The sequence below is a fragment of the Acerihabitans sp. TG2 genome (assembly GCF_035013185.1).
GTDB lineage: Bacteria > Pseudomonadota > Gammaproteobacteria > Enterobacterales > Enterobacteriaceae > Acerihabitans.
Window position 1 is genome coordinate 1 of the sequence record NZ_JAYGJO010000005.1, and the last position, 25,473, is coordinate 25,473.

Annotated in this window: 25 protein-coding genes and 1 pseudogene; 16 read left to right on the forward strand and 10 right to left on the reverse strand. The window is 50.5% G+C overall.

Features of this window, described 5'->3' with window-relative positions:
* Positions 1–260 precede the first annotated feature (260 nt).
* From SJI19_RS05810 to SJI19_RS05820, 3 genes are all read left to right on the forward strand, one after another.
* Positions 261–539 carry a ribbon-helix-helix domain-containing protein gene (locus SJI19_RS05810; protein ID WP_323477328.1) on the forward strand — a complete coding sequence of 93 codons (279 nt, stop codon included), beginning with the start codon at positions 261–263 and terminating at the stop codon, positions 537–539.
* 230 nt (positions 540–769) lie between these two features.
* Positions 770–1,033 (forward strand): type II toxin-antitoxin system ParD family antitoxin, encoded by a 264-nt coding sequence (locus tag SJI19_RS05815; protein WP_323477329.1) that lies wholly within the window; start codon positions 770–772, stop codon positions 1,031–1,033.
* 321 nt (positions 1,034–1,354) lie between these two features.
* Positions 1,355–2,164: a hypothetical protein gene (locus SJI19_RS05820; protein ID WP_323477330.1), complete on the forward strand. Its 810-nt coding sequence runs from the start codon at positions 1,355–1,357 to the stop codon at positions 2,162–2,164.
* A 13-nt stretch (positions 2,165–2,177) separates the two neighbouring features.
* Here the strand turns inward: SJI19_RS05820 and SJI19_RS05825 are convergent, their stop codons facing one another.
* The gene (locus tag SJI19_RS05825; RefSeq protein WP_323477331.1) at positions 2,178–2,480 is read right to left on the reverse strand and encodes a hypothetical protein; all 303 of its coding nucleotides are present in this window, start codon (positions 2,478–2,480) and stop codon (positions 2,178–2,180) included.
* Between SJI19_RS05825 and SJI19_RS05830 the strand changes: the two genes are divergently transcribed.
* A complete protein-coding gene (locus SJI19_RS05830) occupies positions 2,479–2,763 on the forward strand; it encodes a damage-inducible protein J (RefSeq protein ID WP_323477332.1) in 285 nt (94 codons plus the stop codon). The genes SJI19_RS05825 and SJI19_RS05830 overlap by 2 nt on opposite strands.
* Before the next feature lie 62 nt (positions 2,764–2,825).
* Here SJI19_RS05830 and SJI19_RS05835 read toward each other — a convergent pair.
* Positions 2,826–3,601: pseudogene (locus SJI19_RS05835) on the reverse strand (transposase).
* 696 nt (positions 3,602–4,297) lie between these two features.
* On the opposite strand from SJI19_RS05835, the gene SJI19_RS05840 reads away from it, so the two are divergent.
* Positions 4,298–4,951: a hypothetical protein gene (locus SJI19_RS05840; RefSeq protein WP_323477333.1), complete on the forward strand. Its 654-nt coding sequence runs from the start codon at positions 4,298–4,300 to the stop codon at positions 4,949–4,951.
* Positions 4,952–5,099: 148 nt separating this feature from the next.
* On the opposite strand, the gene SJI19_RS05845 is transcribed toward SJI19_RS05840, so the two are convergent.
* Entirely contained in the window at positions 5,100–5,294 is a 195-nt protein-coding gene (locus SJI19_RS05845) for a hypothetical protein (protein ID WP_323477334.1), read from the reverse strand.
* Positions 5,295–5,598: 304 nt separating this feature from the next.
* Complete coding sequence (locus SJI19_RS05850; RefSeq protein WP_323477335.1) at positions 5,599–5,877, reverse strand: DUF1778 domain-containing protein; 279 nt, start codon at positions 5,875–5,877, stop codon at positions 5,599–5,601.
* A 303-nt stretch (positions 5,878–6,180) separates the two neighbouring features.
* On the opposite strand from SJI19_RS05850, the gene SJI19_RS05855 reads away from it, so the two are divergent.
* From SJI19_RS05855 to SJI19_RS05875, 5 genes are all read left to right on the forward strand, one after another.
* Complete coding sequence (locus SJI19_RS05855) at positions 6,181–6,651, forward strand: GNAT family N-acetyltransferase (RefSeq protein ID WP_323477336.1); 471 nt, start codon at positions 6,181–6,183, stop codon at positions 6,649–6,651.
* 848 nt (positions 6,652–7,499) lie between these two features.
* The gene (locus SJI19_RS05860; protein ID WP_323477337.1) at positions 7,500–9,164 is read left to right on the forward strand and encodes a methyl-accepting chemotaxis protein; all 1,665 of its coding nucleotides are present in this window, start codon (positions 7,500–7,502) and stop codon (positions 9,162–9,164) included.
* Between the two features lie 133 nt (positions 9,165–9,297).
* On the forward strand, positions 9,298–10,902 hold the full coding sequence (locus SJI19_RS05865) for a methyl-accepting chemotaxis protein (RefSeq protein WP_323477338.1): 1,605 nt from the start codon (positions 9,298–9,300) through the stop codon (positions 10,900–10,902).
* Positions 10,903–11,161: 259 nt separating this feature from the next.
* Complete coding sequence (locus SJI19_RS05870; RefSeq protein WP_323477339.1) at positions 11,162–12,307, forward strand: iron-containing alcohol dehydrogenase; 1,146 nt, start codon at positions 11,162–11,164, stop codon at positions 12,305–12,307.
* A gap of 126 nt (positions 12,308–12,433) precedes the next feature.
* Entirely contained in the window at positions 12,434–13,387 is a 954-nt protein-coding gene (locus SJI19_RS05875; RefSeq protein ID WP_323477533.1) for a D-2-hydroxyacid dehydrogenase family protein, read from the forward strand.
* Between the two features lie 21 nt (positions 13,388–13,408).
* Here the strand turns inward: SJI19_RS05875 and SJI19_RS05880 are convergent, their stop codons facing one another.
* On the reverse strand, positions 13,409–14,476 hold the full coding sequence (locus tag SJI19_RS05880; RefSeq protein WP_323477340.1) for an SDR family oxidoreductase: 1,068 nt from the start codon (positions 14,474–14,476) through the stop codon (positions 13,409–13,411).
* Between the two features lie 292 nt (positions 14,477–14,768).
* Between SJI19_RS05880 and SJI19_RS05885 the strand changes: the two genes are divergently transcribed.
* The gene (locus SJI19_RS05885; protein WP_323477341.1) at positions 14,769–15,677 is read left to right on the forward strand and encodes a LysR family transcriptional regulator; all 909 of its coding nucleotides are present in this window, start codon (positions 14,769–14,771) and stop codon (positions 15,675–15,677) included.
* A 53-nt stretch (positions 15,678–15,730) separates the two neighbouring features.
* Here the strand turns inward: SJI19_RS05885 and SJI19_RS05890 are convergent, their stop codons facing one another.
* The 4 genes from SJI19_RS05890 to SJI19_RS05905 form a co-directional block, all read right to left on the reverse strand.
* Entirely contained in the window at positions 15,731–16,519 is a 789-nt protein-coding gene (locus SJI19_RS05890) for a pyrroline-5-carboxylate reductase (protein WP_323477342.1), read from the reverse strand.
* The gene (locus tag SJI19_RS05895; RefSeq protein WP_323477534.1) at positions 16,516–17,712 is read right to left on the reverse strand and encodes a M20 aminoacylase family protein; all 1,197 of its coding nucleotides are present in this window, start codon (positions 17,710–17,712) and stop codon (positions 16,516–16,518) included. The genes SJI19_RS05890 and SJI19_RS05895 overlap by 4 nt, the downstream gene beginning before the upstream one ends.
* Positions 17,713–17,805: 93 nt before the next feature.
* Positions 17,806–18,699 carry a VOC family protein gene (locus SJI19_RS05900; protein WP_323477343.1) on the reverse strand — a complete coding sequence of 298 codons (894 nt, stop codon included), beginning with the start codon at positions 18,697–18,699 and terminating at the stop codon, positions 17,806–17,808.
* 193 nt (positions 18,700–18,892) lie between these two features.
* Positions 18,893–19,624 carry a GntR family transcriptional regulator gene (locus tag SJI19_RS05905; RefSeq protein ID WP_323477344.1) on the reverse strand — a complete coding sequence of 244 codons (732 nt, stop codon included), beginning with the start codon at positions 19,622–19,624 and terminating at the stop codon, positions 18,893–18,895.
* 568 nt (positions 19,625–20,192) lie between these two features.
* On the opposite strand from SJI19_RS05905, the gene SJI19_RS05910 reads away from it, so the two are divergent.
* The 5 genes from SJI19_RS05910 to SJI19_RS05930 are packed head-to-tail and all read left to right on the forward strand — an operon-like array spanning position 20,193 to position 24,631.
* A complete protein-coding gene (locus tag SJI19_RS05910) occupies positions 20,193–21,305 on the forward strand; it encodes an ABC transporter substrate-binding protein (RefSeq protein WP_323477345.1) in 1,113 nt (370 codons plus the stop codon).
* A 60-nt stretch (positions 21,306–21,365) separates the two neighbouring features.
* The gene (locus SJI19_RS05915; RefSeq protein WP_323477346.1) at positions 21,366–22,259 is read left to right on the forward strand and encodes a branched-chain amino acid ABC transporter permease; all 894 of its coding nucleotides are present in this window, start codon (positions 21,366–21,368) and stop codon (positions 22,257–22,259) included.
* Complete coding sequence (locus SJI19_RS05920; RefSeq protein WP_323477347.1) at positions 22,252–23,139, forward strand: branched-chain amino acid ABC transporter permease; 888 nt, start codon at positions 22,252–22,254, stop codon at positions 23,137–23,139. Before SJI19_RS05915 ends, SJI19_RS05920 begins: the two co-directional genes overlap by 8 nt.
* Complete coding sequence (locus SJI19_RS05925) at positions 23,136–23,915, forward strand: ABC transporter ATP-binding protein (RefSeq protein ID WP_323477348.1); 780 nt, start codon at positions 23,136–23,138, stop codon at positions 23,913–23,915. Before SJI19_RS05920 ends, SJI19_RS05925 begins: the two co-directional genes overlap by 4 nt.
* Positions 23,912–24,631 (forward strand): ABC transporter ATP-binding protein, encoded by a 720-nt coding sequence (locus SJI19_RS05930; RefSeq protein ID WP_323477349.1) that lies wholly within the window; start codon positions 23,912–23,914, stop codon positions 24,629–24,631. The genes SJI19_RS05925 and SJI19_RS05930 overlap by 4 nt, the downstream gene beginning before the upstream one ends.
* A 147-nt stretch (positions 24,632–24,778) precedes the next feature.
* On the opposite strand, the gene SJI19_RS05935 is transcribed toward SJI19_RS05930, so the two are convergent.
* The gene (locus tag SJI19_RS05935; RefSeq protein WP_323477350.1) at positions 24,779–25,411 is read right to left on the reverse strand and encodes a transglycosylase SLT domain-containing protein; all 633 of its coding nucleotides are present in this window, start codon (positions 25,409–25,411) and stop codon (positions 24,779–24,781) included.
* Between the last annotated feature and the right edge of the window lie 62 nt (positions 25,412–25,473).

A 25,473-nucleotide genomic window follows, 5' to 3' on the forward strand; every position in this document is an offset into this window, starting at 1 on the left:
TCCTAATATGGCTTTGAATGGCTACACACCGATGCAGTATAGACAATACATGACCTAATTCTACTCATAACCTCTGTTAAAAATGGGAGGATTACCGGGGCTGCGGCTGTAGTAGGTGAGCATTTTGGTCGCCCGCTGCGGCTGTCAAGTATGTCGGCATCTACGACTATCGCCGGCGGTTTCTGGTGGATCTGTTGGCAGATGAAGAGCGTGGCAAAGATGAGTACGATTTAATCCTACTCACTAAGAGGAGAGATAAAATGAGCACTATGCAGCAGATGATCATCACACTGCCTACTGAAACGGCAACCAAGGTTAAATCAAAAGTCGCCAACGGAGAATATGCTTCAGAAAGCCACGTTATTCGCGAAGGCTTGCGAGCGCTGGACGCACGTGATCAGGCTATGGAACGCAGGTTGCGAGAAGACGTGATCCCAGCATATGAAGCGCTCAAGGCGGACGGAAGTCGGGGATTGAGCGCGGTAGATGTACGTGAAAACCTGGCGCGGACTCACGGGGTGAAAACCAAAAAAACATGACGTACTATCGGGTTGTGTTCACACCACAAGGGAACAAGCCGCTTACCGCCCTGGTGACTATATCACTTAAGCCGCTTCGACGGCGGTGGCACAAAGCTATACGAATAGCATTATTAGCGGACTGCTGGCCGACTTGGCAGCACAAGATGAGGCAGAAAAAGGCAAAAAAGTTGACGGTAGGGGTGGCTGAGAAAATACTAACATATAGCATCATTAGTCTGGAGATAGTCATGACAACCCGTATCGCGTTAAGTCATCATTTCGAGCAGTTTATTCGTGCGCAAATCGAAAGCGGTCGTTATAACAATGTCAGTGAAGTGGTAAGCGCGGGGTTACGCTCGTTAGAAGAGCGTGAGCAACACAAGAAACTCGAGGCGTTGCGCGCAGCGGTTGATCTGGGTGCGAACAGTGGGGAAGGCAAAACGGTGGAAGAGGTGTTCGGCTCGTTGCTCGAAAAATATCGGCGCATGATGGAAGATAATAACGCCTGTTGAAACTAAGGATATCCCCGTTGCTAAGACAGAATATCGCCGCGATAGGTGATTACTTCGTGCCCTCCAGGAACAATCGACATATCATTATTATTTATGGGGTACTTGTTTAAGTAATATATGTGGTGAATTTTTAGCTTGCAACTTATATCCATATTAAACAAAAAATATATTAATTGCATTTAACATGGGATGACGATATGTGTATTGATATAATGTCTTATTAAATAATTTTAACAATTAATTTTTTGATGGCGTAAGCATTATGAATTTCTTTGCTTAAAGAGAGAGTAATGTCCTATATGTATACTGCAGGAAATTTTTATGGATTGTGGGCAAATTATTATATCAGGTGCAGTAGGTATGGCTGCATGGTTTTTTTTGACTAAAATAAACGCTAAGTGGCATATCGGTAAAGTGACGGTAAGTATTCTAACATTAGTGGCTATTGCCTTATGGAATACTATTGCAGTCGATTATTTATTTTCTAACAATAATAAAAAAGAAATGCGCAATTTTGAACAGGCTATGGCCGACATTCCAATGTATCAAACTATTAAGAAATATGAACCTACTCTGTACTCTTCCATGTTGGAATCGGCTGTATCGCTCAAAAAAAATGGTTCGTCGCGTCAACAAATAATTGATATGTTACAACTTAAGCATGCATCTATACTGCTTGCACGCATACGGTATGCTACAGATGATACACTCATTGAACATGTGGCTGTGAATTTGCAGCAAATACAAAAATTATATGTGCAAAAAGAGCAAAAATGTTTTAAGTATCTGTTTCCTCAGTTAGACGGTGGCATTGATCCTGTGCAATTATTGCCGCTTAACATCATGCAACGCAGAATGGCAGTGGATAATGCTTTAATTATTGCTTCTTATGAAACCCCTAGAACGATAAATACACAACAGGATGACGCAATGGCACAGCATGAGCTATCGTTGATTTTTCAACAAATGTTGCTGCTCTATGGGCAGGATATAACGATGTTAGATGCGCCAGCTGATCCGAATAGTGATCGCGAGAAAATTTGTGAGATGACTATTGATTTGTATCAGAGGGTACTGAAGCTGCCGGCAAAACAATCCTCGAGTGTATTGAGAACGATGCTAACCAATTAATCATCATCATCGCTTACAAGCTCCGCTGACCCGCGCCCAGCAGACGGCGAGACAGGTCAACTCGCATCAGCTCAGGAAGCAAACTTAACAGGCGGAAAACACGTGCCGGGCCGGGAACGGTGTTCGTCCATGAAAGCGCCGCTATGCCGGCCACGCCAGCCTGGAAACCACGGCGCTGTATACGCAGGTGAGCATCAAGGCGCTGCAGGCGGGGCATGGGAGTATCCATCCGGCGGCGCTTAATCCTGAGGATGACATAAGTGATGATGATGTGAATAATGACAACACAAATGACACCACACTGGCGAACCAACATGAGCACGATCCACTTCAGAATAGATGAAGAGACAAAGCGACTGGCGACGCAGGCGGCGGAAAGACATAACAAGAGCCTAACGGAGCTGATGCGCCGACGTGCAGAGGAACTGGCTGCAGAAGAGGTAGAATATCAGGGCAATGAGCATGAGTACTGGCTAGCTCAGCAGATACAAGAAGCCTTTGATAGCTATGATGCCGGCGAGGTTGAGTTCATTAGCAATGAAGAAATGAATGCCCGAATGGATAATTTAAATAAACTGGCCATGCAGGGAAAGCTGTGACATCAGTGGTGGTATGGGAAAAAAAGAGAACGTTCATCATTCTGTGTCACGTTAAAAAATCACTACAACGTAATCACTTTATCGAGGCGACCCTCAAAATAAATCGCCAACTGGGACAATGTCAAATTCCAGCTCTGTATCGGCATTATCCATTTTTCCTATGCGTTCATTAACCTCAAACAAAGCAACTTCAACAGACTGTTTTAATTAGGAAATGCGCCTTTGGTTTTCATCAGCTTTCTGAACTGACGGCGCACCGATTCAATTGCGTTCGTCGTGTAAATTACCTTGCGGATCGTCGCCGGATACCGGAAGTAATGCGACAGATTATCCCATTTCCTTCGCAACGACTGGATCACCTCAGGGTACGGCTGACCCCATTTCGCCTCCAGCTCATCCAGCGCTGTTTCTGCCGCCTGTTTTTATCGGTGACAGCACTAATTGTGGCACTGGATACGCTGAAAGCGTATAAAGCTTCGATTTCCTGGCTGATGTCTTTGCCGCTCATACCCAGCGCGAACATGCGGATGATCTTGCGCTCCATCTCGTCAGAGAGGGTGGTCTGATACTTCTTCACCAACTGAGGTTCAAAGGAGCCGTTACGGTCGCAGGGAGTGGCGAGTTCAAAGGTAGCGGTGGGTGGTTTAACTGTCTTTTTGGTCGCGCTGTTTTTACGGTTAGCGGCAATATCCTGAGCGAGGTGAGAATCCAGCTCATCAGCTAGCGCAGCTACCGCTAACTGTTTGATTAAAATTGTTAATATGCCATCTTTATCCGTTAGGGCCTGACCCTCCTGAAGTGCTTTCAGGGCTTTATCAAAATCGAAGGGCTGGGACATGTATCATTCCTTTTTGTCGGTATTTTACTGGAATGACATAGAACTTCTAACACTCCCAACAGCCTAAATCAGCAGGGCGTGACAACAACGTTGACCCTGATCGATCACGTCCCTTAGCGGAATGATTTTATCATGCCGGATTTCCAGTTTTGAGTTGAGCAAAATTGTGGATTAGGGCCAACAGCTACTCTGGCTAACCGCAAGTTATCTCATCCCAGTGTCCCCTGATCTTAAACAGTTCTTCACATCCCAGCGCCATAGTCTGTAATTTAGATTGTATGATTGGCTGCTTTTGTTATCATTATCCCAACAACGAAAAAAGAAGGCTTATTTACGGCAACCTACTCAAGGGAAAAACATTTAGAAAGAAGCTGATATCAACTCTTTCTTTGGTTATCCGCTCGAACTCTGCAATGCGAGCCACACAACGAATGCTATTGAATTGCTAAACTGTGTCAGTCAGTAAATAATCTAAAAATCTATCAAATGGATGACTTGGTATGCAATGCAATGTGATTTGCCAATGCGTCGGCTTAAAAAAGAGTCTGCAAATATTAAATTGGAAAATAAATATGATTTTTTATCATTGATTTAGGTAAGTAGCTAACGATTAGATTCAATATTGTCGCAATAGTATTGCATTATATACAGAATCGATTGAAACTAAAAAATCAATCAAAGTGAAAAAATAATAATATGAATTCTTATATTTACTTCAAAAGAAAAATTAAAAACACTATTTTAGTGATTGTTATTTTTTGTGCAATGGCTTTGTGGTTTTGGTATATGCTGTGGGCTTCCAAAATTGGAAGAAATACCATTTTAATGAAATCTATCCCGGAATTTATGTCCTATATAACTTTCGGATGTATTATCGGACTTGTATTTGCTGGTTGTGTAACTTATCAACGCCCAGAAAATAAAACACCAGCACATATACTGGAGACCTTCTTAGGGGGGTTTTGTATTGGTTTTGTTTGCATTTTACATTGTTACGACGTTTGTACTTACCTATTACCGGGGGAGATAATTCGTTATGAATCTGATTATGAGTTAACATTCCCTGGACCGGCTATTGGGAAATCTAGTCGCTGTGAGGCAGGGTTATGGATTAAAGATGCTCACACAACACGCTGGATTCAACTTTGTACCAATAAATCAACTTTATTTAAGAAACAGCAGTACGGTATGGACGCAGTATGGATAACTGCCCGTTCTAATAGACTTGGTTCTTATATTGTAGACTATCAATTCATTAATAGACAAACTTCTGTTACGGTTCCCCCCTTTCACAACGGGGTTCGTAAGTACAATTCAGTTAGCCTGTTTTCACCCATTAGCCCTGACTAAACATCGCTCATATTAGGGAATATTTATGACACCCAGAATACAACCATTTTCAAGCTAGTAGTATTTTTCTCAATACTGATGGGCGCTGATATTCCTTGGCTACTGTCGGCACTCATATCCAGCAATAAAGGACGGGACCGCTGGACTGCTAAGGCAGCAGCAACTTACGTGCATCCTTGAGCAATAACAGCAACTGCTGTTCCCGTGCAGGTGAAACGTCGAAGCCGAAACGCTGGTAGAAGCGTGTCGCGGCTTGATCAATCGGGTGCGTCAGTATGGCGCGCACACCGGCCTGTTCGGAAATAAAAACCGTACGTCGAATGGCTTCTTGCAGCAGACCCACACCGATACCCGGCCGTGCATCCGCTGGTCTACCGCCAACCGTGCCAGAATGATCATGGGGATCGGATAGCCGGCCATGCCTTTACGCACACGATCTGGCGCTTCAAGTGTATCAATTTGGCCCACAGTCAGGCTGAAATAACCAGCAACGTGCTGTCCCTCTGCTACAACATAGGTTTTAGCCGAACCACTGGATTGTGCCTGACGCGCATATCGCACTAGCCAGTCGTTCAAACTGGCCTTGCCGCAATCGAAGTCGTCGAGCACATGGTTTGCGTCCAGTCCATGCGGACCCGCCAGTGGCATCAATTACTCCAGGGCACAGAGCGAGAGAACAGATCCCGTAGCCCTGCGTTGTCCTGGGCTGGTCGATCCAGTAAATCAAACAGCGCATGCGACTGACTTCCAGACACCAAGAACAGGCGCTGGTCGAGAAGCGTCTGTTCAGCCGCCTGATAGGCGCTATCGAGGATGAAGTCCGTCATCGACTTATGAGCGATGTCGGCCGCGCGCCGTAGCACAGCTTCCTGCTCTGGCGTTGCACGCAGACCCAGTCGTGCCGACCTCAGGGCTGTCGAACTCATTAGATGACCTCCGGAGTAATTGCGAAATTGTATGTCGCGTTAGCACAACAGGCGTACAGGAACCAGTCCAGCCCATGCATTTTTTCTGGCCCTGCCCCGTGACGGTCGCCCATGTGCGCCATCTACTTGGCACAACACGTCATGCATCGCTAATTCCGTCGACCCTCTTGGCGTCATTACCCCCGAGTGTCACACGAGTTGTTGTTTCTAATTTATTTATTTGATAAAAGTAGAGGCGTAGATTGCAGGTGAAACAAACGTATGTTCTTTTAATCAAAGTGCTAAGCGGGTTTAGGAGGGTCGATGCAGGTGAGGCTGGCTGTCCCTGATGAAGCTGAAGAATGTTGGCAGATCAGAAATCAGGCTATTCGTTATGGATGCAGAGAAAGCTATGATGCTTCAGTGATCAACGCCTGGACGCCGGATAAAATGCCGGAAAGCTACCCCATGGTGATAACTGATCACCCCTTTTTTGTCATCGATGGCCCGGAAGGCCAACCTGTTGCCACCGGTTATCTCGACGTTACCGCCGGCAGTGTTGAAGCGGTATTTACGCTTCCCGCGTTTGTCGGCAGAGGTATGGCGAGTTTGATTATTGAAACGATAAAACAGGAGGCAAAGGCGCGGGGGTTTACGCGGATCACGCTTTGCTCAACGCCTAATGCGTCTGGGTTTTACCAAAAACAGGGTTTTTCTGTTTTGGGACAAAATGGGTATCCATCCAAACTGGCACAAACGCATTTACACTGCCTGGATATGTTTATCCTGCTTTAAACGATATAACCAATCAAATAATGTGTAATTTTGTAATATATTACTTATTTTTATTGAATGGCAGGAATATCGTTTGGCCAGTATCGCAAACATATCTTTCCCAACCAGTGAACCCCTGTTTGCAGAATAGAGTGGGTTTAATTATCTATGGGGTTCCTAGGAACTATTTACTTACCGCGCATGACAGATTAACACCTAATCCTGCAATTTTTTTGAATAAAATTGCAGATAAGCAACAAAGCAACATACCGGGTGATAGGCGGGTTTGGTTGCTGGTTTTTTGATCTTATTTTCTTAATTTTATACGTTGTCTTCTGTAGTATTGGTTCACGCCGATGGGGCGAGCGTATTTATGAGTATCGGATGCAACATCATCTACCCATAGTGTCAGGTTGATTTACTATGCTACGATTAACTGCCATCAGATTTATGTTAAGCGATTTTATCGGATTATACTCAAGTTGTGTTTTTTTTAAAAAGTAATTCTATATTTAATTCCTTTATTTATTAATGCCATGAAGGTTTATTGTATGATTTTTCAATAAGTAGTGGTTTATATTTTTCGCGCTGACTTAGTTGACTAATTAATGACTTTAAATCTAACTCTCTGTTTTTGATCTGTTTTTTACTCACCTTCTATAAAGTTTTTTCAACATTTGCCGATAACCATTAACGCTAAAATATTAATCTCATCGGGAGTTGTACTATAGAGGATACACATTAACACCTAGATCACCTCAGATTCCACTGGGCATAAACGATGTACATCATTTTCACGGTCCCCACCTTGAATGCTTACCCATATATGCCAAAAAGCCAGCATAGGAATAATGAACAGGAGTAGGATTATGCACTTTCTTAAAAACACCAGCATTAGGGTTGTACTATTAATCACGCTTGGCTTTTTTTTGGCGGTCTGGAGCGGGGTAGCGGCATTTACTCTCGTCTCGCTCAATCAGGTCACCCAGTTATTAACGGTCAGTGAAAATCAGAAAAAAGATATTGATATCATTACCCGCGGAAACGATCAGTATTTTCGTACTGTGACCCGGTTAAACCGCGGCATGGACTTCTCCCAGACCGGTGATATGTCGGAGGCGGCCGCAGTGTTGGCTAAGGCGACTGTTGCCATGAACAATAGTGAAAAGGCCTTGGAAGAATTTAAAGCGCGTCAGCATTCTTCGATGGACGCCGCCACCACTGATGACATGATTACGACCTGGTCGCATTTGTTAACCGATGGGCTAAAGCCGATGCACGACGCCGCACTGGCCAATAATTTAGCGGAATATCGTCGTTTTTTTCGTACTGAGTATCCACCATTGAGTGTGGCATTTGGCGCGGCGGCAGAAAAATTTAAAACCGAAGCGATGTCGGATCACAGTGCGCGCCAGATGGTGGCGATGGTGGAACTGTGTAAAATCATCTTAATCATGGCGCTGATGGCTGGTGTGGTCATTTTGATCCTGACCGATCGGTACTTGATTACGTTTATGATCAAACCACTCGATCGGATCAAAGCCTATCTACATACGTTGTCCACTGGGCATTTGGGGGATGTCATCAGCGACATCGGTCAAAATAATGTTGGCCGGCTCATTCCCTATTTGCAGGAAATGCAGCGTAACCTGATTAGCACGGTAACCGCTATTCGTGATGGTTCAGCTTCCATTTACCAAGGCGCGGGAGAGATAAGCCTGGGCAATAGCGATCTGTCCTCCCGCACTGAGCAGCAGGCAGCGGCGCTTGAAGAAACGGCCGCCAGCATGGAGCAACTGGGCGCGACGGTGAAGCAAAATACTGAAAATGTCATTCAGGCCAATAAGTTGGTACAGGATGCGTCCAATACCGCCAAAAAAGGCGGAGAAATCGTCGATGAAGTGGTATCGACCATGGGTAGCATTAGCACCAGTTCGCGTAAAATTGCCGATATCACCAGTGTAATTAATGGCATCGCTTTCCAGACCAATATTTTGGCGTTAAACGCTGCGGTGGAAGCGGCTCGTGCCGGTGAACAAGGGCGTGGTTTCGCCGTGGTGGCGGGAGAGGTGCGCAGCTTGGCACAGCGCAGTGCTCAAGCGGCAAAAGAGATAGAAGGACTGATTGCAGAGTCGGTTGAGCGAGTCAATGCTGGCTCCCAGCAGGCTTCCCGTGCGGGTGAAACCATGCACAATATTGTGCAGGCGGTGACTCGGGTAACGGATCTGATTGGGGAGATTTCGTCAGCGTCACAAGAACAAAGTCGAGGTATTACCCAGGTGGGTCAGGCGGTATTGGAAATGGATGGCGTGACCCAACAAAATGCGGCGTTGGTGCAAGAATCCGCAGCGGCGGCAGCGTCATTGGAAGAGCAGGCGCGTTTGCTGACGGAAACGGTATCGGTATTCCAACTTCCGCAAGACAATAAATTGAATAATAATGCCACGACGGCTCGGGTGAAGGCATCGGCGAGTTCCTCTCGCGTGGCGAAAGCTGATTCAGATAAATCCAACGGCAATTGGGAAAAGTTTTAACCCGCCGATAATGTCGATAATAATTTGGCTTAAGGTGGGTTAACATTCTGTTTTCTCTACCGTGCACTCGAGTGTCACGTTACTGACATGCCACCGTCGAATACTGCATTTTATTTTCGGCGGAATACGATATATGTCAGTGAGAACGCAGTGGTTTTACCTAAAGCAACGATGGGGGCGAGTGGCGCCGCCGGAGTGGGCAACGAGCCTGCGCGGCGGTTTTATTCTTTTCCTGGTGGTATTTTGTTTATTGCAATGTGCATCAATGGTATTGCTAACCCGTCTGGTCGCCCACACCCAAGACAATATCACCGTGGTCCATGCCCTGGCTGAGCGTCAGGCGTTGATGGATAAATCCCGCATAGAGTTATTGACCGCCAGTGACGATATAAACCGCGCCGGTATCTATTTTATGCAAGACAAGCAAACGGGTTCAGTGAATAGCTGGCAGGCGCTGGCCGACAGCGCTGCACTATCGTTAACACACGCTCAGGATTATTTTGCGGCTTACCAAAAAAACGTGGGAGGAGGGGACAAGAATGCCCCGTTGCAACAGAATTTTGCATTGTTGTTCGATGGCCTTAACGAGCAATTAAAAGGCCTGCGCTCGGATAATCTGGACGCATTTTTTATGGTACCCATCCAAGCATTCCAGGAACAATATAATACTGTATTTTACCAAATTCTTAATCAAGACAATGCAGATGCCGGGCATTTCAACCAGTCCATTCTTAACTCGCTTACCGTCAACCGTAACCTGTCTCTCGGGATTTCCGCGCTGCTGGCGGCGCTGTTGGCCCTGGCCTACATCGTCTTGTCCCATGCGGTAATGGTGCCACTTAACCACGCTTTGCGTCATATGGCGCAAATTGCCACCGGTAATATTGCCGAATCCTTGCCGTCTTCACGCTGGCAGTCGCGGGAAATGCGCTGGTTGCATAAGGGTCTCGGTCAGATGCAACAGGGCTTGCAGCATATTGTCGGGGAGATTAATGATATCTCCTCTCTGGTCATGGGTGGGGCAGGGGAAATCGCCGATCATAATCAGCGTTTTAGCCAATCCAGCCTGCAACAACTGCAGGTCTTCGAAACCATTGGCCAAAAGCTAAACGGTGTTGCTCAGGAGGCGGACAATGGTGCGCGTTTCGCCGGCACCGCCACCCAACAAATGAGCGATGCGGAAGCGTTGACCCGGCAGTGCGGCACGATGGTCGCGGAGGTCGGCGAAAAAATGCACGAGATTGTGGCGGAATCGGAAAAAATCGCCGGTATCGTGGTATTTCTGGAAGGCATTTCCATGCAAACCAAACTGTTATCGTTAAATGCGGCCATTGAGTCAGCCCATGCCGGGGCCTTTGGTCGGACATTTTCAGTGGTGGCGCAAGAGATGGCGTTGCTGTCGAAAAAGAGCGGCGGTTCGACGGCGGATATTGATACCCTGGTTAACTCGACTCATCAGCATATTGATTCTGGTTTTAGTCGGGTAAAGGCGCTGGATGCGTTTTATCACGATATTATTCAGGCGGTACGGGGCGTTGCCTTGTTATTAGGTGAACTTCGGAAAAATGCCACACTCCAAAGCGAACAAGTGAACAGCGTTGCGGCTGAGATTGCCGAACTAAATCAGCAAATTCAGGGTAGCAGCCGCCTTACCCTGGCGTGTGCCGAAGCGTCGCAGTCCTTGATTGACCATTCTCAACGTTTGCGTCAAAGCGTAAGCAAATTTATTTTGGCATAAATTGGGGTCCACGAGGCCGGTAGTGTTTACCGGCAATGGCTGGATATAACCTAAAGTGTCAATGTATTACCACGCAACACGGCGGGTAACAGGCCAGAATATTTGCCTAATTTTTAAATTAGTTTACCTCCTGCCAGTTTTGTTGGCGCTCAAAGGGTATGGTGGATTCAGAAGCGCCCATTATCACGCCTTATGTGTGATTGTGGGTTCGTTAATGTTGAACCGAAAATTTTGAATCTACCCCTTAAGGAGTCGCTTTATGACCATCTCAACGTTCGTGTTGCCGCGAACCATTATCTATGGTGAAAATGCCCTGGATCACCTGGGAACATTAACCGGTAAGCGGGCCGCTCTGGTGACCGGCGGCAGTTCTATGAAACGTATGGGCTTTTTAGACCGGGCTCGGACATTGTTGGAACACGCGGGTTTCGAATGCATGATTATCGATAATGTGGAACCCAACCCCTCGGTAACCACCGTGCGCAGAGGTGCCAAGGAGATGTTGGCATTTCAGCCTGACTGGATTGTGGCCATCGGCGGCGGGTCGGCTATTGATGCAGCCAAGGTGATGTGGTGTTTCTACGAGCATCCGCAGTTGGACTTTCAGGACATTATCCCGGTGGGCTCAATGCCGCCATTACGTAACAAGGCGCGTTTTATTGCCATTCCTTCCACCAGTGGCAGTGGTTCCGAAATTACGGCGTTTTCGGTGATCACCGATACCGAAAGTCATATTAAATACCCGATAGTGGCGGCGGATATGGTTCCGGATATCGCGATTCTCGATCCCCGCATTCCGGCCACCATGCCAGCGCATATCACGGCGTATACCGGGATGGACGTATTGACCCATGCCCTGGAAGCGTACGTGTCTACCGCTGCGACCTCGTTTACCGATCCCTATGCGCTAGAAGCGGTGCATCTGGTGTTTGAACACCTGGAAACTGCGTATCTGCAGCCGGACAACTTGACCGCGCGTTACCACATGCACAATGCCTCAGCCCTGGCCGGTATTGCTTTTACCAATGCCTCTCTGGGGTTGGTTCATTCCATGGCGCATAAACTCGGCGGCGAGTTTGGTATTACCCATGGTTTGGCGAATGCCATCATGCTGCCATACGTTATTCAGTACAACGGCCTGTTTACCGATAAGTACCGCCAGTTGGAAAAACGCTTGGGCATTGGCAGCCTGATCGACGCTATCAATGATTTGAATTGCCGACTGAATATTCCCCGCACCATGAAAGATTGTCGTGAAGTGGTGATGGAAGAAAAGCAATACAATACCGTGTTGGACCGTATGAGCGGTAATGCCTTTGCCGATCCCTGCACCTTGACCAATCCGGGCAAACCGACGGTGGAGGATGTCAAATCGTTATATCAGCACGTTTATTACGGCGATTAGCACACTAGGCGCGCCGCCGTTATCGTTTAACGGTGGTGATGCGCGGGTGTTATCGACGGGGACATTACACAGGCGGCCATATGGCCGCCTGAATGATAAGTAAAAGGGGGAGAATGGATGGATAAGCTGCCTGTGCGTATTGCGGTCATTGATGACTGGCAATCCGTAGCTGAAAACATGGCGGATTGGTCGGCGTTGGCCTCGGTCGGTCGGGTGGATTTTTTGGCTGATTATCCCGGCACCGCGCAGGAGATGGTCGCACGGTTACGGCCCTATACCATTATCTGCGCCATGCGCGAACGCACGCGGTTTGATCGGGCATTGTTGTGTCAACTGCCCCACTTAAAACTGCTGGTCACCAGCGGCATGCGTAATGCCGCGATTGATCTGGTCGCCGCGGCACAGTCCGGCGTTGAGGTGTGTGGCACCGGCGGCGATGCCAATGCGGCGCCAGAACTGACCTGGGCGCTGGTGATGGCGTTGACCCGCGGCCTGCTCACGGAGTCCGACTCGCTCAGAGGGCGGGGCTGGCAGTGTGGCCTGGGGTGTGGGCTGCACGGTCAAACGCTGGGTATTCTCGGGCTAGGCAAGATTGGCCAGAAGATGGCCGGTTATGCCCAGGCGTTTGGCATGCGTACCATCGCCTGGAGTGAAAACCTTACCCCCGAGCGGGCGGCGCTAACCGGTGTCACCTACGTGAGTAAAACCGCGTTGTTTGAACGTGCGGATGTGCTGAGTGTACACCTGGTATTAAGTGAACGTAGCCGCGGACTGGTGGATGCCACCATGCTGGGGTTGATGAAACCCTCGGCCTACCTGATCAATACCGCGCGCGGCCCGATCGTTGATGAAGCTGCATTGATCGCGGCACTGCGGGCACGGCGCATCGCCGGCGCAGCTCTGGATGTCTTTGAACAAGAGCCTCTGCCGGCCGATCATCCTTTTCGCACCCTGAATAATGTGTTGGCGACGCCACATATCGGTTATGTTACCGAGCAGAGCTATCGACTGTTTTTTAGCCAGATGATCGACGATATTCTCGCCTGGCAGGCCGGTGAGCCGATCCGGATCCTCAGTTAACGATCGTCGAGCGGGTGCACCCTAAGAGGGGATTACCCGCTGTGCTTTTAGCCGATCAAACAGGTCGATAAAACTGTCTCGGGTGTTTTGATAGTCCATAAATCCAGCCTTCCTGCTTTTACTCATATCGGTGATGATCTCCATCGGCCGGCCGAGGTCGGCATCGGTATGCCACCAGGAAACCAGCCTGCCGATATCGTTCTCCTTTAGAGTGAAACGTTGAGCTATCGCTTGCCACTGTGCCGGTGCTGCTTGCATCCGATTGGATAGTGGGCGCGTCTCGCCGGGGAACGGTGCCGCTTCCAGACCAAAATAGTCCGCCAGTTGCGACCACATCCATTTCCAACGGAAGACATCACCGTTTACCACGTTAAAGTCTTGGTTTTGCCCTTGACTGTGGGTGGCGGCCCATTCCAAATGACGGGCCAATAGCCGGGCGTCGGTCATATCCGTGACGCCGTGCCATTGGGTCGCCGATCCGGGGAAAATAAACGGTTGGTGGGTTTGTTTGCATAATGTGGCGTATACCGCCAGGGTTATCCCCATATTCATGGCATTGCCAATGGCATAACCGATAATGGTATGGGGACGGTGCACACTCCAGGTAAAACCGTATTGCCCGGCGGCGGCGAACAGGCGATCTTCCTGTTCGTAATAAAAGTTGTCCACCGGCAAGCGGCCCTGCTCTTCGCGAAAAGGGGTTATGGGCACCTCGCCGGTGGCATAGGACTCAAATGGTCCAAGGTAATGTTTAAGCCCGGTCACCAGCGCCACATGGCCGGCTGCCAGACGGTCGCCCAGCGCATTGAGCACGTTGCTTACCATGGCGCCGTTGACGCGGATATTCTCCTTTTCCGTGTCCTGACGCGACCAGGCGGAAAAAAACACCCGGTCCACGGTAAGATTGCCGATCGCCGACTTGACTGATGCTGCATCGGTGAGATCGGCCAATAGGGACTCACAGCCGACGGGAACCGCCGTGTGGCCACGTGACAGGCCGTAAACGTGCCATTGGTTCGCCAGTAGTCTCTCGGCCAGGGCGCTGCCGATCACACCGCTGATACCCACGATTAATGCGCGTTTTTGCATCGAGTACTCCTTCGTTTGAAAATCAAAACATGCTCTAAATAATTCGTGCTACAGGAAAACCCACATCCCCTTATAACGTGAAGTATGACGGGTATAACCCTAAATAGTTCGAGTTGCAGGAAGGCGGCGACGCAGAGAATCCCCAGGAGCTTACTCTAGTAAGTGACTGGGGTGAGCGAGGTAAGCTAACGCACCTGCAGCGTGAAGTATGACGGGTATAAGCATAAGCTAGAATTAATGTCTTATCCCGGGTAAGGTTTCCCGACACTCACGACAATATATCCGTAATAGCATGAATCCTAATGAACGCTTAACCGGCCTGACGCCGTTTGTCTATGCCGCCAGATGTGGTAGTTTCGCCGCCGCTGCTGTGCAGCTCAATCTCACCCCTTCGGCGGTGGGTAAAAGTGTGGCGCGTATGGAGCAGCGCCTGGGTACCCGGTTATTTGACCGTACCACACGTCATTTATCGTTGACGGATGCTGGGCAGGCCTATTTTGAGACATGCCTGCGTGTGCTAAACGAGCTAACGGATGCGCAAGCGGTGCTGGCTTCCCATGCACAAACGCCGATGGGGCGATTGCGTATCGATCTTCCCGCCTCATTTGGCCGTCTGGTCGTCATGCCATTATTAATTGCGTTCAGCCAACGTCATCCTTATTTGCGACCACACGTGACCTTTACCGATCGATTCGTTGATTTGCTTGAGGAGGGGGTGGATGTTGCGGTGCGTATTGGCGCGGTGAATACTCTGCCTCCGGCGATCGGATCTCGTTATCTGGGGACTGAACGATTGATTTTTTGTGCGGCGCCTGGCTATTTGGCGCGGCGGGGGGAACCGGTCAGGGTTGACCAATTGGGGCAACATGATTGCGTGGTGTATGGCAAAAACGATGGGGCGGTAAGCCCGTGGTCGGTGACGACACCTGATGGGCTGCGCGCACCGGTGGCCGTGGCATGTCGTATGGTAGTGGGCGATAGCGAAGCTCAGGTGGCGGCCCTTGAGGCTGGGGCCGGTATCGCGCAAATGGCCACCTGGCTGGTTAACGACAGTCTGCGAGCGGGCCGGCTGGAACATATTCTGGCCGAACAGGTGGCGGATGGCCTGCCGTTACATCTCGTTTGGCCAATCTCCCGGCGGTTAACCCCTAAAATTGATTTGCTATTGCAGACCCTAAGCGAGCAGTTGTCGATCCTTTGACCTTTGCCGACCCCACCGACTTGGCGTCGGGCCAGCGCGATCGGCCGGGTGTGTTATTCGTTAGCTAACTGGGTGGTGCGTTTTACTGCCGCCAGGACGCTGCGCTGCAATCCCGCCGCGAAATCGCTATTGTTGAGTTCATACAGGCCGTGCATGCCGACGCCGGCCGGGGAGTTATTGATATCCAGCAGTTGCCGGGGGTGCAGTTGGCTGCGTTTTAACATTTCCACCGCGCCCACCAGATTTTCCAATACCACCGCGGTTGCCTGGGAACGGGGAAGTCCGGCCAGCACGCCGGCATCGGTGAGCGACTCGATAAAATAATAGATATAGTTGGGGCCGGCGATGGCAAAACCGGTAAAAATATCCAGTTGACGTTCGTCTAAATAAAGCACTTTGCCAAAGCTTTCAACAAAATCCTGGATATCGGTGGCCTTGACCCGTTCGTTAAGCACCACACCACTAAAGCCATAACCCGTATCGGTCAGGGTATTGGGAATGATGCGGGCAATGGGATGACGTCCGCCGAGTAAGGTATCAAGATGCGCCAAGGTGACACCGGCGATGATCGAGATCACGATAGCCTCTGCCGGCGCACGGTCTAGGATGCTTTTGGCTACGGCGGTCAGGTTGTCCTGAGGACGTACCGCGATGACCACCAGGCGGGCGTTGCTTAGGGAGGTTGACGCCGTCACCGCATATTTTTCCGTTAACCGGGTTATGCGGGTTGGATCAATATCTTCGATGGTGATGTTTTCCGCCTGGAGTTTGCCGTTGTTAATGCCCGCCCGGATAATGGCTTCAACCATTTGCCCGGCGCCGATAAAATGTATTTTGTTCATGAAATCCCCTGAGTCATATTCAGTTGCGCTGGTGTGCCATGTAACGGACAAGATTGTTCAATCAGTCTGGTCCAAAGATTGACGCCGGTTTCGATAATAGCATCGTTAAAATCATAGTGCGGATGGTGCAGCCCCACGGTACCAGCATCGTCTCCGGCGCCGAGCCAGAGATACGCACCAGGGCAGACTTGCAGCATAAAAGCAAAATCTTCCGCCGCCATGGACGGCTCGGCGCCGAAGGTGGCTCTGGCGGGCCCGACCACCTCAATCGCCGCGCGGTAAGCCGCGGCGGCGGCCTGGGGATCATTGAGGGTCACCGGGTATCCACTGCGATAAGACAACCGGCCGGCGACGCCAAATCCCGCCGGGATCTGGCGGACCATATCCTCCATGATACTGATGGCCGTGGTCCTCACTTGTGGACTGAGACAACGTACTGTACCGCGCAAGGTGGCGGTTTCAGGAATGGAGTTAATGACTTCTCCGGCGTTGAGCTGCGTGACGCTAATGACGATGGCGTCCTTGGGCGACACGCGGCGTGAGGAGATGGTCTGCAATCCCATGATCAGTTGCGCTGCAGCGATGATAGGGTCAGCGCCGCTTTCGGGCATGGCGGCGTGGCAGCTTTTGCCGGTCAGTGTGATCTCGAAAGTATCCTGTGAGGCCATCATCGGCCCGGCGTTGACTACGATGTGTCCCTCAGGCAGTCCGGGCCAGTTATGCAGGGCATAGATGGCATCCATGGGAAAGTGTTCAAATAACCCGTCTTCGACCATCTTTTGCCCACCGGCCAGATTTTCCTCGGCCGGTTGGAAAATAAAATGTACCGTGCCGCTAAATTGACGGGTGGCGCTCAAATGCGCCGCAGCGGCCAACAGTATCGCACTATGGCCGTCATGACCGCAGGCATGCATCCGGCCTGGGTACACCGAACGGTACTCGCACTGGCCCAGTTCCTGGATCGGCAACGCATCCATATCGGCGCGCAGACCGATCACCGGACCAGGACCGTTTCTCAAGGTGCCCACCACAGCGGTCACGGCAAATTCACGGTTGACCTCCAAGCCAAAACTTAACAGTAACGAGGCGATGCGTTGGGCGGTGGTGTGCTCCTCAAAACCGAGTTCAGGCGCGGCATGAAACGCCCGACGCCAGGCGATCGCTTGGGTTATCAGAGTCTGGGGTATCGACATGGCAATGTTCACCTGCTTGGGGGTTAACTGATTATTCGGCATAAACGTTCTCGTACTGAACGGTGCGGCTGCGTCAGGCGCAGAACAACGGTGTCAGCGGTGCTGGACAAACTCGATAATCACATTGCCTGCAGCATCGGGTGCCACCAGTACCCTGCCAGGGGTGTGGTGGTAAGCCACGCCGTGGGTCGTTAATCGGCGAATCAAGGGTTCCAGACTGGCGGTGTGCAGCCGTAGTGAAATACCGTGCGCTCGCGAACTGGCTGCTGCGGGCAGCGCGACCCCAGCATATTCTGACTGTGCGCTAGCGAGATCGATGGCACGCAGCACACCGGATCCGGTATCGACTTCGGCTATGCGGCCATCGTAGCGAACCCGATCCCCATAAAGTCGTTGCCAGCCAGCCGCCAGTTCAGCCGGATCCTCGACCAGATAGGTTACCGCCAACATCGCGTCGGCGCCATTCTCATGCTGGCGCCACTGATCTTGCCAGATCAAATCAGGACGGTGCTGTTGGCATAAAAACCACGAGCTGTCGGGCGAGTGCTGATCGATAAACAAGGCCATTGACACCACCACCTCATCCGGCTGACCATTTTCCAGGATAATGGGTCGCCGAAAATCGACCACACCCTGGTTTTCAGGTATTTTCGCCGCGAGTTGGCTGAAGTGTTGCCGGACATCTTTGCTGTGCAGTGCTATCAGTGAAATGCCTTCTTCACCCCGGCGCGCAAAGGCGTCCATCTGACGGCCGAAACAAAATCCATTGACCGCGCCGGTGCCCAATTTGTCGGGGTCGGTGACGCTTATCAACTCAATGAAATTATCGGCAAACATGATAAAACAGGTGGCTGTGCCCCATGGATGATAGCTGATGGGCGAAGGAGAAAACCCCAACAGGCGGAACTGCTCCAGCGTTAATATATAGTCTTTAGGCGTGACCAACACATGGTCCAGACTGAATGCTTTTTTTTCTGCTATGTTCATTTATACTATTCCCGGCGTGGGCCATTGTTTGGCCTGGCGTCAATAAAATGGTGTTATTGATAAAATATAGTCTGTTATTTTCGGCCGATACAGGACGCTGGCACTAAATACTTGCCAAGGGATATCGTGCCGATGAATTAACTGTATTCAAAACTGTACGATAATGTGTATACACATAAAATCAATAAATTTTTTACCGCTGATAGCCGAAGAAAATACGCGCCAAACCTTCTTTAGTGACCTCTACCGCATGTTCGGAACTGAGGGTGATATGCTGTTCGACGATCTTAACCCCGCGTTCTGCATCTCGGCAGCACAAGGCATCGATGATTTCCACATGCTCGTCATAAGCGTTAATCCGCCGGCTCGGCGTGGCGAGATCAATGCGGCGAAAAAACCTGATCAGCGAGTTCAGCCCTTCCAGTGTTTCATAGAGCAATTCGTTTTTCGACATGAGGGCAATGGACATATGAAAGGCTTCGTCAGCCTCAGCCACGCGCTCCCAGTTACCGACAGCGTCGTCTTCCAGGCTAATATCCTTATGGGTGTTCCAGATAGCGACGGTCGCGGCGATGTCATCATCGGAGCCGCGCAGGCAGGCAAAACGAAATGCTGCCTGCTCAATCACCGCGCGCATTTCATACATCGCATGCACACCCTGGGGGGTAATTTCCCGTGAATAGAAACCCCGATTGGGTACGCAGGTCATAAATCCGTCGCGCGCCAGTCGGTTTAACGCTTCACGCACCGGAGTCCTGGATACACCTAACCTGCCGGCTAATTCGACTTCATTGATGCGTTCCCCCGGCCGGAAATGATAATCCACAGCGAGTTTTTTCACCGCTTCGTAGACCTTGTCCACACTGTCCGCGCTACGACCGGTTTTCTTGGGCTTAGGGCTGGTTTTACTTTGCTGCACTGTCATTGAATACCTGATGCATTGGTTACCTGAGGAGGGGTAGCCTTTTTTTAATAAATAACATGGCCCAAAAAAGAAAACAATCAGATTGTGAATACACTGCTATCTACACATCGCTCGTGTTATTTTCCCCCGCTGCACCAGAATAATACAATACCGCCGACGTAATGCACCGATTTAAAGCAATTCATCTTATTTACCGTGGCAATGGTTAATACATTTTTCACCGCAAAGGGCAATATTATCAATCAACCGGTAAAAGTTTGCTGCCGGTTGATCACGCAGGATAAAGATAATTTTTATATTAATTACAGCCAGTAACCGCAAAAAAAGTCTCCGATACCCCGGTAAGTTTTTGGTTTGATTTACCGGTAAGCGCAGCAATACACACAGAATGGCATAGGTTTTGCTGTGTTTATTTAAAGTGTATTCACATTGATATACAGTAATGAATTTACTTGTAGATAATGTGTATAACATTTTGTTTTTTTTATAGTTATTAATTTATTACCCAGACTGGGAATGCGTTTTACTCACCTGATCACAGCCGATTCTTAACACCGGGAGCACTTTAATGTCATTACCTGTTCATAAATCGTTAACCCTACTGGCATTGGCCGTTATGTCATATGCCGGGGCGGCGCAACTTGCTTTGGCGGATATTACCGTTGGCGCGATTCTGCCGTTGACCGGCACCAGTGCCGATATCGGTAAGGATCAGCAGCGCGGCATGGATTTGGCTATAGCGGATATTAATGCCCACGGGGGTGTCGCCGGCCAGAAAATGGCGGTTATGGTCGAGGACTCGGCCGGCAGTCCTGGCATAGCACTAGACGCGGTTCGCAAGCTGACTGAGGTGAATAAAGTGCCGTTGGTCATCGGTGAGTTCTCTTCCAGTGTCACCATTCCCATTGGTCAATATCTGGTTAAAAATAAATTAACCCACATCAATATCGCTGGGACCAGTACCGGTATTCGCACCATTGGCGCAAGTTCATTTAGCGTTATCGGTCTTGACGATCTCTCCGCGAAATTCTCAGCGGCAGATGTATATGCACAAGGCTACCGCCATGTCGCGTTTATCGCGCCTAACGGGGCTTATGGGCAGGGCATGGCGGAACAGTTTGCCAAATTTTTCACCGCCGACGGCGGCAACGTCGTTGCCAAGTTGCTGTATACCGCTGGGCAGTCATCCTATCGGCGTGAGCTGCAGCAAATATCGCGGGCAAAACCGGATCTTTATGTCTATACCAGCTATGGGCAGGAAGCGGTAGTACTCAATCGCGAGTCCTACGAATTGGGGTTGAATAAAACACCCTGGTACGGCATCTACCTGACCATGAGCACCGCCGATTCGCCGGCTCAGTTTGTTAAGGGACAAACCGGGATGGAAGTTGCCGGCCTGAGTGATAAAGACGGGGGTTATGCTGACGAGTACCGTAAAAAATACGGTGAAGGCATGAAGTCTGCCTACGGCAGTTATGCGTACGACGCAGTGAAACTGGCCGCGGCGGCGATTAACAAGGCCGGCAGTGCCGATCCGGCGGCCATTCTGGCAGCCATGAAGCAGGTGGCCCCGAGTTTTGTTGGTGTGACAGGGGCGCTCGATCTCGATAGTGATCGTCAACGTCAGAAACAGCCCTATGAAAAAGTAAAAAGCCTCAACGGCGCTATCGTCGCCCGTTAAGCCTGGTTTCGCCGGTGGGCGGTTGCACCGGCGAACTTACCGCCAACCCGGACTTTTATTATGTTTCAATTCATCTTGGATACCCTGATTCGGACCTCGGATCTGGCCCTGATAGCCTTAGGGCTGAGCTTGGTATATGGCTTGGTAAAATTCCCGAATATCGCCCATGTACAGTACGCCATGTTGGGGGCGTTTATTTCCGGTTACCTCCTGCGCGCCGGTGCGCCGCTGTGGTTGGCGGCCGGATTTTCCTGCGTGCTGATCGGCCTGCTGGCGATATTGCTGCACCATCTGGTCTTTCGCCACCTCCTGCGCAGTGGACCGGCGCAAGGAATGATTGGCGCGCTGGCGGTATCAATGATCCTGATCGCGGCAGTGCTGGGTATCGCCGGTTCCGCGCCACTCACCTATGCTTTGCCGGTAACCCGTGCCTTGGCCTGGGGCGGAGCCTTGATTTCACCAGAGCAAATCTGGTCCATTGGCATTACCGCAGTGCTGCTGGTGCTGTTTACGTTGCTGTTGTTTAACACGTCCCTGGGACGTTCCATCCGCGCATTGGCCGGCAATCGGGAATTGGCCGCCGCGTCCGGACTGAACGCGGATGCCATCACCAATGGCGTCAATTTTCTGAGTGGGGTATTGGCCGCGTTAGGGGGGACCTTACTGGCGATGAATACCAGTGCCTACGTTAACCAGGGTAACGATCTGCTATTACCCATCCTGGCCGCCGCGATTTTAGGCGGGTTGGGCAACCCACTTGGCGCGGTGGTGGGCGCCCTGCTGATCGCCGCCACCGAGACCTTGGTGATAAGTTTTGATTTCAGTGACATCAGTTTTGGGCTGTTTTCCTTCGTGCCGGTGACCTACATTAACGCGGCCTCATTTATCATTTTACTCGTTACGCTATTTTTGCGTCCTTACGGTCTCTTTCACCGGGAGGTTAACCGTGTTTGATTTTCTATTACATATTATCAGCATTGCTGGCATTTATGCGCTGATTGCCGTTGGCCTCAATATTCAAAGCGGTTATGCCGGCTTACTCAATTTTGGTCATATTGCGTTTGCCGGTATAGGCGCCTATGCGGTGGGTATCGGTGCGCACCTGGGATGCTCTCCTTTATTGTCTATTCCTGCGGGCATCGTTATTGCCATGATGGTGGGTCTGTTGATGGCCGGGTTGGGCGGTAAACTGGCGTCCGACTATTGGGGCATAGCCACTCTGGCCATTGCGGAAGTGATCCGCACCCTGGCGTTTAATGAAGATTGGCTGACCGGGGGGCCCCAGGGGCTCAGCGGTATTGTTATTCCTTTCGATGCCGGCAGTCAGCGTGCGGATAATCTCCTGTTCGCCGCCGTGGTGATGGTGATATTGGCATTGGCAGCCTTTGCCAGCCAACGCATGGCGGGACACCGGTTTGGCCGGGCGCTGCGCTTAATGCGCGAACAACCCCAGTTGGCGGTCTGCTTTGGTTACTCGTTACCGGGACTCAAACGCACGGCATTGATGGTCAGCGCGGCGCTTACCGCTTTTGCCGGCTCGCTATTGGCGTATTACACCGGCTATGTTAGTCCGGATTATCTGCTGTCGTCGGAAACGTTCATTATATGGAGCATGGTGATGATTGGCGGCCTAGGCAATGTTTATGGTGTGGTGGCCGGTGCGTTATTGGTGCAATGCCTGTATTCCTTTATTCCTTTCGCGAAAGATTTTATCGATATCAATACTGATATTGCCGGTGCACTGCGATTGGGTACGTTAGGCGTTATTTTGCTGGCCTGTTTGTTGGGGCGTCCAGGGGGAATATTCCCGGAACGATTGAGGAAAATCCCATGAAACCATTGTTGCACGTGAGCAATCTCAGCAAAGCGTTTGGCGGCAATAAGGTGCTGGAGCAGATCGACTTTGTGGTCGGGCAAGGGGAAATCCTTGGGCTGCTGGGGCCCAATGGTTCGGGTAAAAGCACCTTGCTGAACACCATATCGGGGTTCACCACCGTTGATACCGGCGAGATAATGATTGATCAACTGCATATCGACCGCCTGCCGACTTACCAATTGGTGGGCAAGGGCATCGCCCGTACGTTTCAATTGCCCGTCATGCCGGAGAAAATGTCGGTAATGGAAGTGGTTTTGGCCGCCGGCATCCGACACCATGGTTTTTGGAGCAGTATCTTGCCGCTGCCGTCAGCCCGTTTAGCCGAACGTGAGGACCGCGAAAAAGCCAGCGCATTGCTTGATGAATTGTTGCTGACCAAGGTCCGCGATTTACCGGCGGCCGCCTTGTCCGGTGGACAGAAAAAATTGCTGGGTATTGCCTGCGCACTGATGGGGTCGCCCAAGCTGTTGATGCTGGACGAACCCATGGCGGGGGTGCATCCGAATTTGCGTAACGATATTGTCGACACCTTAAAAAGGCTCAATCGAGGAGGATTGTCGCTTATGATTATTGAGCATGATATGCATTTTATCCGTGATATCTGCCATCGTTGCATTGTGCTCGATCGGGGACATATTGTTGCCACCTGTCGCCCTGATGAACTCACGAATAACGCCAAGGTGTTGGAGGCCTATTTAGGTACCAAGGCCAAGCCATTACCGGAGGCGGTATGATTAGCCTGCGCGAGGTGATTGCCGGTTATACGCCGGGCATCGATATCCTTAAAGGCATCTCCATCGACGTGGGCCGCGCTGAGATCGTGACGTTGCTCGGTCCCAATGGATGTGGCAAGTCCACCTTGTTAAAATGTATTGCCGGGTTCTTGCGACCACGTTCAGGGCAAATGCTGCTGGACGGTTCGGAAGTGGGCATGTTGCCGGTTCATCTTAAGGTGCGTCAGTGCGCCTTGGGTTTTGTGCCGCAAACCGATAATGTGTTTACTAACCTGAGCGTGCGTGAAAATCTGCTGATCGGCGGCCAGTTTATGCGCGAGCCGTGGCGTCGTCAGCGTATGGACGCTTTGTGTGATTTATATCCGATGTTGGGGCGCAAATTCAACCTGCCCGCCGCCACACTGTCCGGCGGCGAGCGGCAAATACTGGCCCTCGGCCGGGCGCTGATGCCTGCGCCGAAAACGCTGTTGCTCGACGAGCCTTCAGCCGGTCTGTCGCCCAAAATGCTCGATGATGTGTTTGCGGCTATTTTACAGATCAGAAAACTCGAAGATGTGGCCATATTGATGGTGGAACAAAACGCCATGGAGGCACTCAGGATCTCCGATCGTGCCTATATCTTGGCGCTGGGCAACGTGGCGCTGACCGGTAAATCCGCCGAACTGGTGCATGATGATCGGGTGCGCGAGCTTTATCTGGGCGGACGGGCGGCCTGAGTCAGTAGGCCGGTTTTTTTACGACGCGCCAGCGGGGGTAGCGCTATGCGTGGTGAAAAAGTGGGCGCTTAGGGCCGTGCAGTGATGCGATCGCGACCCGCGGGTTAACTAAAACGGGCGGCGTCTCAGCTAAGGCGGGGTGCGCTATCAGCGCATCGCCAGGTAGGCGTTTTTTACTTTCGACAAATAACGGGGCGCCTGGGGCTGAGGATGTTTTTGCTGGATATGTCGGGAAAACTCTTCCGGGGTCAATCGATTGATTTTACTAATAGCGTAACCCCGATCGCTGGAGAACGAGCGCAACAGGGCACCTGCGCCGTTCACATAAGCTACGGCAATTGCATAACGTAACGTTTCCGGGTTTTTAATCCCCGATAATTGTCGCTGCAAGATGCTAATATAAGCTGTACCAAGATCGATATTGGTGGCAGGGTCTTTTAAGTCTTTGGCGCTGGGTTGGCCGTAGCGGCCTTTTAATCGGTAGGCATCACGCCCGGCGGTGGAGGCTTTTAGCTGCATCAACCCGATGGCATTTGATTTGCTCACTGCTCTGGGATTAAAACCGGATTCTACCTGAATGATGGCTTTGACCAACTTCTCATCTACACCGTAAATACTTGCAGAATCGTGTATATAACCACCATAAATCCCTTTCGGCGCCTCCACCAGTAATTTTTGTGGTTGCGGTGGCATGACCAGCGCGATTGGCCGTTCGACGGGTTGTTTTGCACAACCGGCCAACAGTAAACCGGCTAAAAGGTATAGGGCGTTTACTTTCACGTTATGCCTCTGGCGACAGGATCGACCCTAAGCATATACAGGTTTTTTGTTTTGCTGAATAT